Here is a 15,789-nt window from a genome sequence, read left to right on the forward strand (position 1 = left end):
GCTCGCGGCGGCAGAGAGTTGCACCGGCCCCCCGCTTTCGTAAACTGAAGTCACCTCAACGGCAGAGGCTCGTTTCGATTCTGCCGTCGACAACTCGAAGCGTTCCCTCCCCTTCCACCCCAGTGAGGACAGTCTCATGACGAGTTGTGCTGCTTCCGCGTCTCTGCTTGCCGCTCTGCTGCTGGCGATCAGCCTCCCTTCCCCCGCTCACGCCGAAGACGTTCAGGTCGCCTCGACCGACGTTCGCGAAAGTCGTTCCCTGGCAACCCGCCCCAACTGGTGGCGAGCCGTCCGCGACTGCAACACGAAGTTTCATCCGTGGCAGCCGCCCGGAACGTTGGAAGCATGGAAAGCCGAAGCCGAGGAGCTGAAGCGACGCATTCAAATCTCCCAGGGACTCTGGCCGATGCCGCCCAGGCAGCCGCTCGAACCGGTGGTTCACGGCAAGATTGAAGGGGACGGGTACACCGTTGAGAAAGTCTTCTTCGCCTCACGCCCCGGGCTCTACGTGACCGGCAGTCTGTATCGTCCTGCGAAAGTCGAAGGCAAGGTGCCGGGCATTCTTTGTCCGCACGGGCACTGGCCGAACGGTCGCTTTTATGATGCCGGTGAAGGAGGGGCAAAGTCGCAGCTCGATCAGGGGGCGGAATCGGAGGAAGTCGCCGCCCATCATCCGATGCAGGCTCGCATGGTGCAGCTTGCGCGGATGGGGTGTGTCGTCTTTCATTACGACATGATTGGCTACGCCGACCAGCAGCCGCTCGAACATCGCTGGGAATTCTCGACGGCGACCGATGGCGGATGGCTGATCGAGAACATGGGACTGCAGACGTGGAACTCGATTCGTGCTCTCGACTTTATCGAATCGCTTCCCGAAGTCGATCCGCAGCGGCTGGCGATCACCGGCTCCAGCGGCGGCGCGACACAAACGATGATGATGTGCGCCCTCGACGATCGCCTCATGGCCGCCGTCCCCGCGGTGATGGTTTCGACCGGCATGCAGGGGGGCTGCACCTGCGAGAACGCTCCGTATTTGCGAATCGGCACCAACAACGTGGCGATCGCCGCGGCGTTTGCTCCCAAACCACTCGGGTTGATTGGAGCCGACGACTGGACCATTCAGTTGATGACACTCGGCTATCCGGAACTCAAGCACATCTACGGACTCTACGGCGTGCCGGAGAAATTCGAAGCCTGGGTGCATCCTGAGTTCAAGCACAACTACAACCAGGTCTCCCGCACTCACATGTACGAGTGGTTTAATGAGTATCTCGGGCTCGATGCCTCCGTGGAAGAGAAGCCGTTCGACGGACTCACGCAGGCTCAGCTGACGGTCTTCACCGAGGAGCACCCGTTGCCGAAGGATGCCGCCGATGGACCGACGCTGCGACAGAGTATCATCGAAGAGAATCAGCAGTTGCTCACCCAACTGATGAGCTCCGCCGACAGCGATGAGTACACGCGGGTGATCGGTGGAGCAGCCGACATTCTTCTCGGCGGTGCTGCTCCGTCAGCGGATGATGTTCTGGTGGCCCTTGAGGAGAATCGCGGCATCGTCAGCCGGAAAGCGGACGGCAACACGGTGCCGGTGCGAATTGTTCCCGGCGAAGGCAACGAGGCTGTGGTGTACTGCAATCCGGAGGGAATGCAGCTGTCCGATCAGGACGTGAATGCCCTGCAGGAACGGTTTTCCGGCAAGGCGGTGATTCTCGTCGATCTGCCGGGGACCGGACACAATCGCCCGGAACCCGGGGCCGCAGCGGTCGATACCCGCTACTACGGCTACACCTCCGGCTACAACCTGCCGCTCGTTTCGCGACAGGTGCAGGACCTTCTGACCACGGTCATCGGTCTGAAAAACGAGCTCGATTTCAGCAGTGTTGTTCTGGCCGGAGCAGGGGATCCCGCCATCGCGGCTCTGCTGGCTCAGTCGTTACTGGGCGACAGTGTCGCAGCAGTGGACCTCGATCTGTCCGGCAACGTGCTGCGGGAGATCACCGACGTCAACGACCCGCTCTTCCTGCCCGGCTGCCTGAAATACGGCGGCTACGCCGGACTGGCCAGCGTCGATCCGTGTGAGAAGATCAGACTCCACGGCGTGTCCGATCAGAAGCGGAGTCAGTTCGAACCGCTAATGAAACGGGGAGCCGCAGTGGAGTTCGTGAGCAGATAGGCACGGTTGAAGAATACCCTGCCGGGCACGCCAGCAGGGTGTTCTCGTTTCGAGGCACGAATGGGGGCCATGTAGCTCCAGGCGACGTCGAGCTGTGGCCTTCTACTCGTGGCGGAGGGCTTCAATCGGGTCGAGTCTGGCGGCTGAGCGGGCCGGGTAGACGCCGAAGATCACTCCGATAGCGACGGAGATGCCGAAGGCCATCGGCAGGCTCCAGGGAGCGATCTGAGGTTCCATGTCGAGGAAGATCTTGCCAAATTCCGAGTCGCCTCCGCTGCCTCCACCGCCGAGGCCGAGCACGCTTACGGCGACAGATTTAATGGCCCAGAAGGCCCACGGCGTCATGAGGCCGAGAATGATCCCGATCACGCCGCCCGTTCCTGAAAGTACGATCGTTTCCGTGAGGAACTGATTGATGATGTCTTTACGTGTCGCTCCCAGGGCCCGACGAATCCCGATTTCTCGCGTCCGTTCGGTCACGGTGGCGAGCATGATGTTCATGATGCCGATGCCTCCGACTACGAGCGAAATCGCCGCGATGGAACCGAGCACCATGTTGAAGATCGCCCGGATCTGGTCGGCCTGTTTCAGCAGTTCCAGCGGAACGACGATGGCATAATCGTTGTCGGTCGCATGGTTGCGTTTGAGGGACTCCCGCACGACTTCGGCGGTCGGCAGCACATCCTTGCGGTCGTTGACCTGCAGCGTGATCTGGCTGAGCTCGACCTCTTCGGCACTGAAGGTTCCCGAGGTGAAGCGGATAATCAGATCGCCGAAGCGGCTGCTGAAGGTCTTGAGCGGAATGTAGACGTCGCTGTTGAAATCCTGTGCGGTCAGACTGCCGCCGATGCCACCTGATTCCTGACGCGCCTTCGTGTAGCCCACTACCTGATACGGCTGGTTGCTGATCATGATCGTCTTGCCGATCGGATCTTCGAACGGGAAGAGCTTATCGACGGTATCGGACCCGAGGACGGCAACGTTCTCGACGAGGTACTCATCCTGATCGGTGATGAAGCGACCACGAGCGATGTCGAGGTTATTCACGCTCATGTACTTGGCGTTGCAGCCGACCACGCGGACCGCCATCTTCCGGTCCTGAAAGCGAGCTTCGTGATTCGTTTCCCGAATCGGAATCGCGTCGGTGACGGTCGGGATCGAATCGTTGAGCAGTTTGAAATCATCTCGCAGGATGCCATACCGCAGCACGCGGCTGTTCCCACCGGAGCTCGACGTTGAACCTTCCGGCGGTTTCTTGCTGCGCACGATAATGTTGTTCGCACCCAGGGCGAGCACCTGCTCCTGGGCCTGTTTACTGGCTCCTTCGCCAATCGCGAGCATGGCGATGACCGAGAAGACACCGAACACGATTCCGAGCATCGTCAGTCCGGATCGCAGCCGCTGCAGCATCAGACTCTTGAGCGCCAAATGAACGGCGCGGAACGTCTGCTTCAGATTCATGGAAAAGCCTGAACATTTGCCGTGTGAGGATCTGGGGAGGGCGACCGGAGGAATTTCATGAGACCCTCCCGACGAAGCCGAAAGTCCATGATGCGTTCCGGGTTAATCCATCCATCATACGCAGCGGCACGGATGGGATAAAGAACCAGGGCGGGAAAAGATCACCTTTCATGCATATGTTGCAGCCGGTCGTGCGGGCTTCAACTCTCTGGTTCCACCGCAGCGATCTGTTCCGTCTGGCGCTCCTCTTCCTTTTCTTCCAGACGTCGGGCTTCGATGAGAGCCGAGGAAATCAGCCCCGTCGGAACCGCGACGATCCCCAGCCCCACCAGGAGCACGAAAAAGGTGAAGATTCGGCCACCGAGCGTGATGGGGTAAATATCCCCGTACCCGACCGTGGTCAGAGTGGCGATGGACCACCATAAACTATGAAACACCGAGCCGAACCGATCGGGCTGCTCCTGATGCTCGAAAAAGTAAATTCCGACCGCCGAGAGGTAGATCAGGATTCCCGCCAGCAGCCCGAAGACCGTCAGTTCGTCCTTCGAGAGGAGCAGAGCCTTGTGAAACCGGCAAATCGCCGTGCTGTAGCGGGCCAGTTTGAGGACGCGAAACAGTCGCATCAGACGGAAGGCCCGGACCGAACGGAGATCGATGCCGAGACCGATGTAGAACGGCAGAATCGAGATCAGATCAACCAGGCCGAAGAAGCTGAAGATGAACCCGAGCCGGTTCTCGGCGAACGCGACCCGCAGCAGATACTCCGCCGTGAAGATGCTGACGATCACGATTTCGATGAAGAACAGAACCCGCTGCACGGAGGGGGAAAGGTTCGGCAAGGTCTCAATCGAGAACGTGATCAACGAGAGGACAATCAGGATCTGAATGCAGAGGCTGAAGATCCGCGACGAACGCGAATCCTTCTCGTTGATCATTTCCGCCAGAACGTACCGGGCCCGCATCATTCCAGGAATTTGCCTTTGCTGAAGGTGAAACGTCCATCCTGGAAAGGAATCAGCTCTCAATGTGACGGAACACGTTGAATCGCGTGTACTCCCAGTGGCGATACAGCTCGTTGCCGGAGAGCAGGTTCTGATGCGTATTCATCGTGGCGACCTTGCCCTGATAGAGCAGCACGATCCGATCGCAGCGGCGGATGGTCGACATCCGGCTCGGGATGACGATCGTTGTTCGCCCCGGGCAGATCTGATCGTAGGCATCGTCGATCATCGACTTGTCTTCTTCGCTCAGCTGCACGTCCGGCTCTTCCAGCAGCAGCATCGCCGGGTTTCGTAACAGCGCCCGGGCCAACCCGAGTCGATACGCCTGACCGGGACTCAACTGCTCGCCATGTTCGCCGAGAACGGTTTCATATCCCTGCGGCAGACGTTGAACGAAGTTGTGAGCGTGCACCTTCTTCGCGGCATTGATCGCATCGGACTGCGTGTAGTTCGGGTCGCCGCAAAGGATATTCTCCATCACGTTGCCGGTGAAGTACAGATCGCGTCCACCGACATAGAGTGTTTCAGCCCGTAACGATTCGAGCGTGACCCATGCGATGTCTTCGCCGTCGATCAGCACCCGGCCTTCGTGCGGCTCCAAAAAACGCGGCAGCATATAAAGCATGGCCCGCGCTTCGAGCGGATTGGCAGAAGCGATGACCGTCATCCCGCCCGCCGGCACTTTGACCTCGAATTGATCGAGCAGCCTCTTGCCGGTCAATCCGGGCAGGCTGTAAGTCACATTCTCGAAGGTGATGAACCGCGAGAGCGGATCGAGGAACTTCGCCCCGACAGCCTGGCCGACTTCGGGGATCTGGTTCAGATAGCGGTAGATTCGTTCCGCCGCGAGAGCCGTTTCGTGGCGGATGCCGATCAGATCCCGCAGTCGGGCGAGCGGTTTGTAAGCCGCCACGAACACAAGACTCAGGATCACCACCTCCGCGACGTGCATGCTTTGCGGATGCTCGGCGGGCAGCAGCATCTTGTTACCGACGAGAATCGCCAGCAGCAGAAACACGAGGACGACCATCACCCAGCAGAGCCAGCGGGAGAGAATATCACGCCGGCGGACTGTTGTGGACGTGGTCGAAAGCTGCTCGAGGAGACGCCCGAAATTCGAGTTGTCGTAGTTCTCCATCGAGTAGCCGCGGATGAGTCGGGTTTTCGTCAGGCTCTCGGCGAGCACGTTCCCGCGAAGTTCGGCCTGCGATTCGGCCAGCTTCCTGGAGGCATCGAACCGGGACCGTTCCCGGGCGACCAGCCACCAGCAGAGCAGCAGCGGGCCGAGCATCTGCACGAAGACACGCGGACTCACGATCAGCCCCAGAACGACCAGCATCGCCAGGGCCACGGGATGGAAGATCAGCCGGTAGACATTCGCGGTGACGCCATCCTGAATGGTCACGGTATCGTTACGGAACAGCTCATGGGCGGTTCCGACCTGCATATCCAGCAAGTCGCTGGGGCCGAGACGCATCGCCTGACGGTGCAGCGAGCGACGCATCTGGTTGGAGACAGTCATCCCCAGCCGAGCCGCCAGCAGCCGGCAGCGAACGAGAATCAGCCCCCGCAGCAATCCGAGAATCGACCCGACCGCGAGCAGGATAATCAGAGCGGAAAAGTTATCGAGCAGCATCGGGACCTGCGCGGCGAGCCGGCTCAGAGGCTCCGCCCAGATGCGATCCTGGAACGACCAGAGCGAATGCAGGATGCCCCGGTTCTGCAACTCGATGTCATCGGGAAGCACTTCTTCCTCGACTGGATAGACCAGATCAAGCATAGGCCCGAAGCGTTCGCGGGCAGCGGCTATCTCCGAGCCCTGCAGCAGAATCGAGCCGCGGCTCACAAACAGGTCGACAATCAGCAGGCCGACCAGAAACATCAGAGCGAGCAGCAGAGAGGAGAGCACGGACAGAGCCATCAGCTGGATCGTGCTCGACTGCCGCCAGAGCGAACGCGGAACGAGCTTCTTCCACGTCGACTGCGCATCGTTGTTGAACGTACTCACGGTGTCACCTCGAAGATCGCATCTCAACAGGGAAGGGAGCGATTCCCGGGGACAGAGGGACAAAGTCTCATCGACTCGTCCTGGCCCGTTCGTGCAGTCCGCTGCGGTGTCGACATTCCGGCCGCCCGACATCCGGTCCATCGGGTGGGAACTTCTGGAAGACGACAGACAGCAGATGCGACGATTCCGTTCACCGATGAATCACCGGCTCATCGTGGATTCCCCGATGAGCCATCAGTCCATCATACCGGCTCGGCCCCGCGCGGCCAGTCTTTACCGGTCCGGACGCGACGGCTTCGACGAATCCCACTGCGAAGGATCGCTCGATCGTCACACTACGCGAGATCGCGGTCCTCGAACAGAATAAATGCGAGCAAAATCGCCCCGGCACAGTAAGCCAGACCATACAGGGCCGCAAACCCGAGGTAATCGGGAGGAACCAACGTCCCGGTCGCAATCGAAGCACTCATGTTGAACGCATCCAGGTTCGGCAGCACCGTCGCGAACAAACGAGCCACGAAGGAGACGAACTCCAGCTCCTGCCGCGTTTCACTGCTCTGCACCAGAACCGGCGTCAGGTGACCGATGACGAAGATCGCGAACATCACCGACAGGTTCACCACCATCGGCAGACGGGTCGAGATCACCACGCTGATCGCGGCCATCACGGCGACCTCGAAGAAGATCAGCAGGATGCCCGGCAGAACCTGAATAATCGGGGCGATCCGTTCCGGCTGGAACCAGGCGTACTGGATTTCGGAGCCGAACAGAGTGGAGTCGACCCACCGGAAGTATTCCGGCACCTGCTTGCCGGCTTCTTTCATGTCGTAGCCGACTTTGTAGTAGGTCAGCAGAGCAAAGGTGATGACGACCGGGATCATGAAAATGACCACGCCCTGCAGCAGCCCCAGATACTTTCCGACAATGAACTGCCGCCGAGTGATCGGCTTGCTCAGCAACGTCATCGCGGTTTTTCCTTCGATCTCGTCCGCGATGCTGATACTCGACGTCCAGATCGCCAGCAGCAGGCTACAAATGAGCACCGTCGCCAGCCCGCAGTCGAGGAACATCTTCGTGTCGTCCCCCATCGAGAAGAAGGGGATCCAGGTGTTGAGCAGCATCACCACGATGGCGACCAGCAGCAGCGAGAAGAACATCGGCTGCCGGACCGACTCTTTCGACGTCGCCCGGGCGATCACGCCGAATTTGGTGAAGCGGTTCAGCCCGAACAGCACGATCAGCCCGATCAACGCCACCAGGGCCGTCCAGCCGTATCCGGCCAGCGGATTGGTCGGCATGGTCGGGTCCAGTTCGGGAACATCCTGAGCCAGCAGTGACAGTTTGGCGATAGCTTCGATCACGGAACACTCGATTGCAGAAAGAGTTCGGACAAATCGGAATGACAGGAGAGAGGGGCGCAGCGTCGCTGTACCGGCTTCTCCGGGGAACATCAGATAATCCCCGTACGTCAAAAAGGTCGCAAGCGTTGGTCGCGGATTTTTTTGGCAATCAAAAAGATTCCCCGCCCCCCTCCGCACGACCCGCAGCCTCCGCCACCCCCGCTCCCGCCCCGATTGTAGAATTGACAATGGCCCCGAAGATCATTTTTTGTCGAGAAAACAGGCCCCAAACCCGCGAACCGAGCCGCCAGAGGCCCTGTCTGTCGAGGGACGCCAGAAACGATTGCAGGACTGGCGCCGTTCGATACAATGCAGACCGGTTGAAAACCACACGGGGTGTAGCTCAGCTTGGTAGAGCGCTACGTTCGGGACGTAGAGGTCGCAAGTTCAACTCTTGTCACCCCGACTCAAAAAGCCCGCCGACGGAGAACGTCGGCGGGCTTTTTGTTTGCGCGAATCACAGAGCGACAGCGGCGACAATGCAAAGGCTTGTGGCTCAACGACAAGAATGCCGTCATCGGGCTGTCGAAGATGAACCCGTTGCAATGGGGTTCAGCGGTCAAGAAGAGCTTGTGCAAAGAGGCCTGCCGCCGGGTGCCACTGGCGTCTCGCCAGTGCTGAATGTGGACGCCCGATAATTTGAATCTGTTGTCCGGCTGCACGGAGAAGCCCCCCTGTGCGAGTCAGGTCGACCGAAGCGAGAGCACTGGCGGAACGCCAGTGGCACCCGGCGCCCGCTTTCAATGCGGAGACGCAAGATCGCCGAAGCCGAGACGGACCGCGCGCAACTGGCTAATGCCTCCAATCTCCCGGCCGCGACGAGTGATTGTTCATGTGAATGCGTCCGGCTTCGCGGCTCCCGTGCTTCTTTTTGTTATCCGACGATGCTATGTGTCATCGTCGGTCTGCTCTTGTGGCCATCGGTGATGAATGTAACCAACCAATTCGTCGTTGTCATTGTACAGTTCGAAACGGTGCCGCATGTCAGCAGCGGTCAACGCAGCAGAGACGCGTCCGGCATCCTTGAGCATCTTCTCAACTGTGCTCGCGTCTGCATCGAATCGCGGATGACCGAGGTCTCCCCCGTATTCTTGAAACGCGAAGTGTTCGCAGTCCTGTAATCGGATCGAGTATCGTCCGACGTAGACCGAGAAGCCAGCGGTCTCCATCAGCCGCGCCATCTCGGTTTTGGTTGGCCACTTTTCAAGTTGGCCATGCAGTCGAACGTTGGAATCCATGAGCAAGTTTTGATTTAGAGACTATCCGAAAACCCCTGCGGAGCATTTGCGATTGAAGAAAAAAGCGGACCCTCCCATTGTGGTGTTATCAGACATCACACAAAGGAGAATCCGCCATGGAACGGTGTTCGGTCGTTCCCCAGTTTGTGACATCCGAGGAGTCTTGGCAAATGATCCGCCCTTTGCTGCCGAAATACCCGACGTCTCCCAAAGGCGGGCGTCCTCGAACCCCGCTGAGGAAAGTGGTCGATGCCATTTTTACTGCTCAGTGCCATGTTCGTATCGCGAAACAGGACGAGCATGCGCGAGGAATGATTCGTGCGACCGCTCCGCTTTCGGCATCATGCTGGGTGTCCCCAGCTGATGCGTAGCAGCGACCGGGGTGGCGAAAGTCAGAAAGACGTTTGTCACGAGACTAATCGTGAGCTCGAAGGCTCCATGCTCCTCGCGACATGGTCCCGCGCATGTTTGCCCTGCTTCGCGATGCAAGCATGGCACCGGGCTGCCCCCCACCCCGTATTCGCTACTTCGGAAGAGATGCGATTTCGTCGGCCGTTAATGCGCGATCGAAGACCGCGAGGCCGCCGAGGGTTGCACCGAGGAAGTTTCCTGGCTTGCCGGCGACATTCACAGACCCGACAGTGAAGTCCGCTCCTTCCTTTCCCCCGTCGAACAACCCTTGCGGATACGGAAAGGGATTCATGCCTTCCGCTTCGCTCAGGCGGCCGTTGAGGTACAGCCGGACTTCCTTGCCATCGTATGTCATGGCGAGGCAATGCCACTCGCCCATGGGGACTTTCTGCCCCGACGTCGCGTAGGTAATGCAGGCCACCTCGGCCGGAGTTTTTCCCCCGATGGAGGACACATGCCCCTGGAACCGGTCCTTCGAGGAAGTTCGCGTCATCGTCCTGAAATCGGTTTGTCTAGCAGCGTTCAGAAACAGGCAATACTGCCGTTTGCCGCGTGTCTCATCCCAAACCCCTGCGATCGCCTGCCAGTGACTTGTCTTGTCGCGGCGGATCCAGGCCACGACCGTGACTTCCGCATCCTCGCCGTGAATATTCAGCGGGCCGATTTTCTCCCGCGGGATCGACAGCCATTGTCCCTGATTGATTTTAATCGCCGTGCCGAACGGGCCGGCCTCCAGAGTCTTGATGGGGCCATTCTGCTCCTGGAGTTCGAGCGTGGGAGTCACCAGGGATTTCTTCGCTTCCCCTTCCGCATCCGCGAAGGTCCAGAAGGCGACAAGGTTGGGAACCTCCTTAACTTGCTGAACCGCCTGTTCCGGCGTCGCGGTAACAGAGTTGACCCACCAGCAGCAGAGGAGAATGAACGAAGCGTGCATCATCGGATTTGCCCAACGTGTTTCACAGGAGAAGCAGCGTATAACCCGGAGGCTGCCTTTTCGCCAGCATAACACGCGAACTCCGCCCGGTGCCACGCTCGCATCGTGCAGCAGGATGAGCATGTGTAAGGAGCGACTCCTGCAACCGCTCCGCTGTCCCTTTCCTATCGGGTGGCGAAAGCCACAAGTGCCGTCGCCCCATGTCTACCGGCCGCATCCACGAGAGTTGACTTGCATGGCATAAGACCAGGGCACATCGCCGGCCGATGGAACCGGCCCGGGTAACTGGCATTTTTTCGTTAGGCGCCATATGGCGGCGACGTGAAGCCTTGAAACAAGTCTGGAATCGAAGTACGCGACGCAGAGGCCAGTCCATCGTCGTTAATCCAATAGTAATAGTCTTGGCGAATCACCGGATAAATTGTCACAGCAACCCTGAAGAAATCCATAAGGCATGAGTTAAATATCATTACTGCCTGATATTTGCCGTGATGCGATATAAACGCATCAAGTGCCGCGTCGTCCCCGTGGTTGGATGAGCTGTGGAGCAAGCCGGCACCGTACATGAACATTCGGATGATCTGACGGCGAGTCTGTCCGTTTGTATTGAACGGGGCAGGTGGAGCATCAATGAGTGACTCGAATGACCTTTCTCGTTCGTTGACCCACCACCGTTTCCGGTCGTCGCCTGCGTGAGCAATGTATGCCTCACATGCTTTGGTGACCAGTTTGTCGACTGCGTGAAGCTGCCGAAAATACGCCAATACGGACATTGTGTCTTCATCATCCGGAAATTCGGCTTCGAGAAGTCTTGACTCACCGGCCCGCTTGTGGATCAACGACGTGACAAATCTCGGTGACCGGTACCACTCGCTTGCATGGATTCGCTCAACGACGTCCAGAAACTGCGCGATTGTGTTGGCCCGTTGCGTGGTCCAATCGCGGATGTTTACGGCCGAAACGGGCCCCAATTTCAATACGGTTTCGGGATCACCAACGATGATCGGGAATTCTTGCCCAGATACATGCTGCAGCATTTCATATTTCGAGATCGGTGTGCCTGTTTCGTCTTCGAAGTACTCAGTGTCAACGCTAATGGTTTGAAAACCGCGATCATGCCGTAAAGGATCAGTGGAAAATGCTTGAAGATCGTTGCCAGGGATTTCCGTGAAGAGTTCTCGATACTTGAGCAGATGCGAATCGTAGTTAGGCGAACCAACGGACATTGTCACAACGGTTTCTTCGAACCCCACGGGTTTGTGCGAGGATTCGTTGCGTTTCGAGGCGTCGACAATCGCGAGAATCTCAGCGACCTGCTCAGGTGCAAGTTGCGCCCAGTCGAGCCAATACCAGCGATCGTATACGGGCAGCGGGTTTTCGCGGCGTCGATCGAAGCAGGAGATCGCCCAAATGAGAACGGGAAGATCGCGTTCGTCGTTCAAGAATGAGATCCTCCCATAATCTATTGGATTCGGCTTTGCACCTAACCTGTTTACAGAACAACCATCACATCACCATCCGACATAGCTTAACCCCTCGGACGCACAGCCCGCCAGCATGGCCATATGGATACTACACGGCTGCTGCATCGTTGTCGAACGGCTTTCTCTCGCGGCCGGGTCCGGCTCATTGGGTTGCATTTCCTCCTGCTGATGTTTTGCTTACACTGCTCGCTTGCCAAAAACGCCGGAGATTCGGTCCTTCGCCCGTCTCGTGGTGTTCTGGCAAACTGGAAACATCCACCTGCTCTCCAAGACTTTTTAAGAGCCGACACACTTCTTCTGGCTCATTGAGGTGCAATGCTCATGGCTGCTTCGACATCAATTCTCGCGGATAAACTGCACGAATACCCCAAACAGGACGTGATCGACGGAACCGGCGGAGGAGCGGATGCGGTTCTCGATGACTGCCTCAACCAGCACGGCGGGGTGCTGCAACTGCTGCATCGCTACGCCGGCCGGACGTTCTGCACGCCCGGAAAACGCCTGCGTCTCGACGACGCGTCGTACTACCCGGACTACATGAACGGCACCGGGCTCGACGAAGTCTGGATGTGCTGCACCGTCCCCATCGTCACCGGCGTCATCGACACCCGCACGAACAAGGCTCCCTTCCGCGAAGGGGAAGCCCACGTCCTCACCCCCGGCGGGCAGGTGATCTCGCTGCAGGATCTGATCACGGCTAATCCGCATGCCATCATGGGCGAAAAGGTGACCGCCCTGGCGAAAGAGCTGTTCGGCGACCCGACCTGGCCGATCGTCTCCAAGAAGTTCGACAACCTGAACCCGATCCCGGACCACCTGCACTGGACGAAGTGGGAAGTCTACGACATCAACTCGTTCGACAACCCCGGCGTCAGCCCGTCGCACTACCACACCACGGCCATGGGGCTGTACCCGTTCGTAACGAAGGACAAGTTCCTCGAATGCATGAAGAGCTTCGGCAAGACCGAATACAACGGCGTCCGCCATCTCGCTCCGCATGTGATGATGAAACTCGATGACGGCTTCGTGATGCCGAACGGCGTGCTGCACTCGCCGACCGACCTCTGCACCCACGAACTGCACGTCACCATGGACGAGCACTTCCTGGCCGAAGACCTCACGCTCGACGGCCGAATCGGCGCAGCCGATGCCTTCTACGCCTGCCGCGAAGAGGACTACCCCAAAGACAAGCACGAAGACTGGGACTACCTGGTCGAGAAGTTCGACTTCGAAGCCAATCAGGACCCCGACTTCGTCCTGAAGAATTCACGGCCGGCGATCACAGCCGAAGAATTCGCCGGCGACGGCGTCGACGCCAAGTGGATCGTGTACGGCGACATCCTCGGCGACCAGAAGTGCTCGATCCTCCGCCTCTTCGTGCAGCCGGGCGCCAAAACGACGTTCCGCCCGGAAAGCCCGACGCTGTTCCACACAAACGGCGGCAGCGGCCGCGTGGGTGGACTCGAAGTTCGCTACCACCAGAACATGGTCCTCGGCGAACTCTACCCGGAAATCGGCTTCATCACCCAGACCGCCCTGAACAACGGCGGCGTCGAAATCGAAAACACAGGCAACGAACCCCTCGTGCTGACCTTCGACTTCCCGCAGAATGCACATTCGAAGACGCCGGGGACGAAGTAGTTGCTTGATGCCGGTCTCTCGCAGGACCGCCACGGCTCATTGAAAGAAAAGTCCTCCGACGGAATGTTGGAGGGCTTTTCTTTTTAGATCAGATTTAGCTATGTGGCGAACCCCCACGGTTGAAGGTGAGTTGGTCAGCAAACGGAGGCAAAGCGAGACGCTGGAGAAGGATCTCCAGTCGCGTCTCAAAAGCTCTCAATTCATCCTCCGCTTCTTGCACAGCCTCGGCTAAATCGGCAAGTGAGATATCAAATCGCTCGACGAATGGCTCTGAGAATTGTTCCCATTTATCGATACAGCAGAAGAACGCCCGCCCGTTTTCAAGAATAATCTCTGGCTGAGGATGTCCTTCCCAGAAGAGCTCGCTTCCTTGTGAAAGGAATTTCCAAAAGCGAATGTCACTCAGATCACCGCAACATTGAGGCGCCAAAAGAATTCGGCCGACTTCCTCAAGAACGTATCCTCCGAACATCGGAATCGGGTCCTCGTCACCTTCTGCCGCAAGATTCAGACGATCCCTTACCAACTTTTCAAGATTGAACTCGCTGATCGCATCGAAGCGAAAGAGAAACAGCCCTTCTCGAATCGGCGTCATCGGCATTTCGAATCCGGCTTTGCGGTGAATTAGAACCCGATACTCCTCCCAGGTCGCAGAGTGTTTCGCAACAGGATAGAGCGATGGCGGATCAGTTTCAGGATTCCCATAAGCGATGTAGATGACTGGTACAAGTTTCATTTGTCGAACACCGCCTGTTGAGGCTCTTGAGCTCAGCGTCGAATGAATTCCAGGAACTCACTGCACTACTTATTACTCAGTCGAGTAAGTGTCTGTTACCAGACTGAGGAGTTGGAACAGGCCACTCATCGGTGTTCTCTAAGGCGAGTCCGTAGGGCCCTCCCTCTCCGTGAGAAAAACTTCATCACATGAGCGAATAGCTGAAACGATATTGAGCAAGCATCGACCGCAATAGCGCTCTGCAGGAACAGTGAATGCGGCCCCCTCAGGCTGATATTTACCGGATTCTGTCACCAACTCCTCGCACGCCGGGCAAGCCGTTCGACAAAGCACTTCCGTTTCGTCATGTGGCATTTCCGACAAGCGTTTCGTTGAACGTTCGAGTCTTGTGATGGCGTTAGCAATATCCCGTGACTCTTGAAAGTGTTTCTCATTCAGCCATCGGAGGGCAGCAAACGCAGGTTCCACGATCAGGTACAATTCATTTCTAAGTTGACCAGTCGCGAGTGTAATCTTCTTAGCGAACTTCAGCACATAGTCGAGTTGATTCGAAGCCGCGCAAATGTGTGGAGCTCGCGGGTGGTTCCCCTCAAGCATGATGCTCGTCCTGTTTCTGAGGTTGGCCCTACCGGCTTGCCTGTGGTGCCTTTCGGATTTCGACACGACGAGGATCGTCGTTTCTTCGAACACGAAGCATGCCCACATGCACATCGTACTCCGGTTGGACCCGGCCACTAGGTTTGGTTCTTACCTGCATTGTGCAGCAAATCGAGGTGAGCAAGGGCGGCATCCATTGTGTCAAAGAGAACGGTCGTCGGGTCAATTCCGGCTTCATCTGCCATAAGCGATTTAAGCCCCTTGCGATTCCTGTCAGAGACGACTGCAACAACTGGTAAGTCCGAATCAACATAATAGCGCGAGCCGGCCGCAAACGGGCAAAGCATCATGTCTCCCCATTCATAGCCCATCTCACGAAGATCGAGAATGACACCAACGGAATCAAACGCGGCGATTCCAGCACGTACCATCGCGTCCATGTAGATTGCATCCGAGTCGTTGGCACATCCAAAGCCTGAGGTTCCGGAAAACCGGACGACAAGAATCTCAAGGTGCGGTGGAGATGGCAGTGAAGTCTCGAAGTACGCATGGTTGATCGAGACATCACGGCGAATGTCGAGAGGCTTCAAATTCATCGGAGTATTCGTCCTCTTACAATTTGAACCGCGCCCAACCTGTGCAGATATTCAGGCGGAGATGCCGCTGTAGTGTACGGGTTATTCGGCAGCATTTCATGTGCTGGGA

Annotated in this window: 11 protein-coding genes and 1 tRNA gene; 3 read left to right on the top strand and 9 right to left on the bottom strand. The window is 57.8% G+C overall.

From position 1 onward, the window contains the following. Nucleotides 1-136: 136 nt before the first annotated feature. A complete protein-coding gene (locus L1A08_RS16975; protein WP_238757695.1) occupies nucleotides 137-2,173 on the top strand; it encodes an alpha/beta hydrolase family protein in 2,037 nt (678 codons plus the stop codon). 102 nt (nucleotides 2,174-2,275) lie between these two features. On the opposite strand, the gene L1A08_RS16980 is transcribed toward L1A08_RS16975, so the two are convergent. The 4 genes from L1A08_RS16980 to L1A08_RS16995 all read right to left on the bottom strand — a co-directional run bounded on the left by L1A08_RS16980 (nucleotide 2,276) and on the right by L1A08_RS16995 (nucleotide 8,004). Further along, on the bottom strand, nucleotides 2,276-3,634 hold the full coding sequence (locus tag L1A08_RS16980; RefSeq protein ID WP_238757697.1) for an ABC transporter permease: 1,359 nt from the start codon (nucleotides 3,632-3,634) through the stop codon (nucleotides 2,276-2,278). 200 nt (nucleotides 3,635-3,834) lie between these two features. After that, nucleotides 3,835-4,596 (bottom strand): ion transporter, encoded by a 762-nt coding sequence (locus tag L1A08_RS16985; RefSeq protein ID WP_390896911.1) that lies wholly within the window; start codon nucleotides 4,594-4,596, stop codon nucleotides 3,835-3,837. A gap of 52 nt (nucleotides 4,597-4,648) precedes the next feature. After that, nucleotides 4,649-6,643, bottom strand: coding sequence for an ABC transporter transmembrane domain-containing protein (locus tag L1A08_RS16990; RefSeq protein ID WP_238757701.1), 1,995 nt, complete (start codon nucleotides 6,641-6,643; stop codon nucleotides 4,649-4,651). A gap of 335 nt (nucleotides 6,644-6,978) precedes the next feature. Continuing rightward, nucleotides 6,979-8,004 carry an ABC transporter permease subunit gene (locus tag L1A08_RS16995; protein ID WP_238757703.1) on the bottom strand — a complete coding sequence of 342 codons (1,026 nt, stop codon included), beginning with the start codon at nucleotides 8,002-8,004 and terminating at the stop codon, nucleotides 6,979-6,981. A gap of 371 nt (nucleotides 8,005-8,375) precedes the next feature. Between L1A08_RS16995 and L1A08_RS17000 the strand changes: the two genes are divergently transcribed. Next, nucleotides 8,376-8,449: transfer RNA gene (locus tag L1A08_RS17000), tRNA-Pro, on the top strand. 481 nt (nucleotides 8,450-8,930) lie between these two features. Here L1A08_RS17000 and L1A08_RS17005 read toward each other — a convergent pair. From L1A08_RS17005 to L1A08_RS17020, 3 genes are all read right to left on the bottom strand, one after another. After that, the gene (locus L1A08_RS17005) at nucleotides 8,931-9,281 is read right to left on the bottom strand and encodes a hypothetical protein (RefSeq protein ID WP_238757705.1); all 351 of its coding nucleotides are present in this window, start codon (nucleotides 9,279-9,281) and stop codon (nucleotides 8,931-8,933) included. Nucleotides 9,282-9,804: 523 nt separating this feature from the next. Next, nucleotides 9,805-10,629 (bottom strand): LamG domain-containing protein, encoded by an 825-nt coding sequence (locus tag L1A08_RS17015; protein WP_238757706.1) that lies wholly within the window; start codon nucleotides 10,627-10,629, stop codon nucleotides 9,805-9,807. A 296-nt stretch (nucleotides 10,630-10,925) separates the two neighbouring features. Continuing rightward, nucleotides 10,926-12,068 carry a hypothetical protein gene (locus tag L1A08_RS17020; RefSeq protein ID WP_238757708.1) on the bottom strand — a complete coding sequence of 381 codons (1,143 nt, stop codon included), beginning with the start codon at nucleotides 12,066-12,068 and terminating at the stop codon, nucleotides 10,926-10,928. A 363-nt stretch (nucleotides 12,069-12,431) separates the two neighbouring features. Between L1A08_RS17020 and L1A08_RS17025 the strand changes: the two genes are divergently transcribed. Next, on the top strand, nucleotides 12,432-13,751 hold the full coding sequence (locus L1A08_RS17025) for a hypothetical protein (RefSeq protein ID WP_238757709.1): 1,320 nt from the start codon (nucleotides 12,432-12,434) through the stop codon (nucleotides 13,749-13,751). Between the two features lie 94 nt (nucleotides 13,752-13,845). On the opposite strand, the gene L1A08_RS17030 is transcribed toward L1A08_RS17025, so the two are convergent. Continuing rightward, on the bottom strand, nucleotides 13,846-14,487 hold the full coding sequence (locus L1A08_RS17030) for a hypothetical protein (RefSeq protein ID WP_238757711.1): 642 nt from the start codon (nucleotides 14,485-14,487) through the stop codon (nucleotides 13,846-13,848). Between the two features lie 734 nt (nucleotides 14,488-15,221). Continuing rightward, nucleotides 15,222-15,680 (bottom strand): hypothetical protein, encoded by a 459-nt coding sequence (locus L1A08_RS17035; RefSeq protein ID WP_238757713.1) that lies wholly within the window; start codon nucleotides 15,678-15,680, stop codon nucleotides 15,222-15,224. Nucleotides 15,681-15,789 lie beyond the last annotated feature (109 nt).

The sequence above is a fragment of the Rubinisphaera margarita genome (assembly GCF_022267515.1).
Taxonomy (GTDB): domain Bacteria; phylum Planctomycetota; class Planctomycetia; order Planctomycetales; family Planctomycetaceae; genus Rubinisphaera; species Rubinisphaera margarita.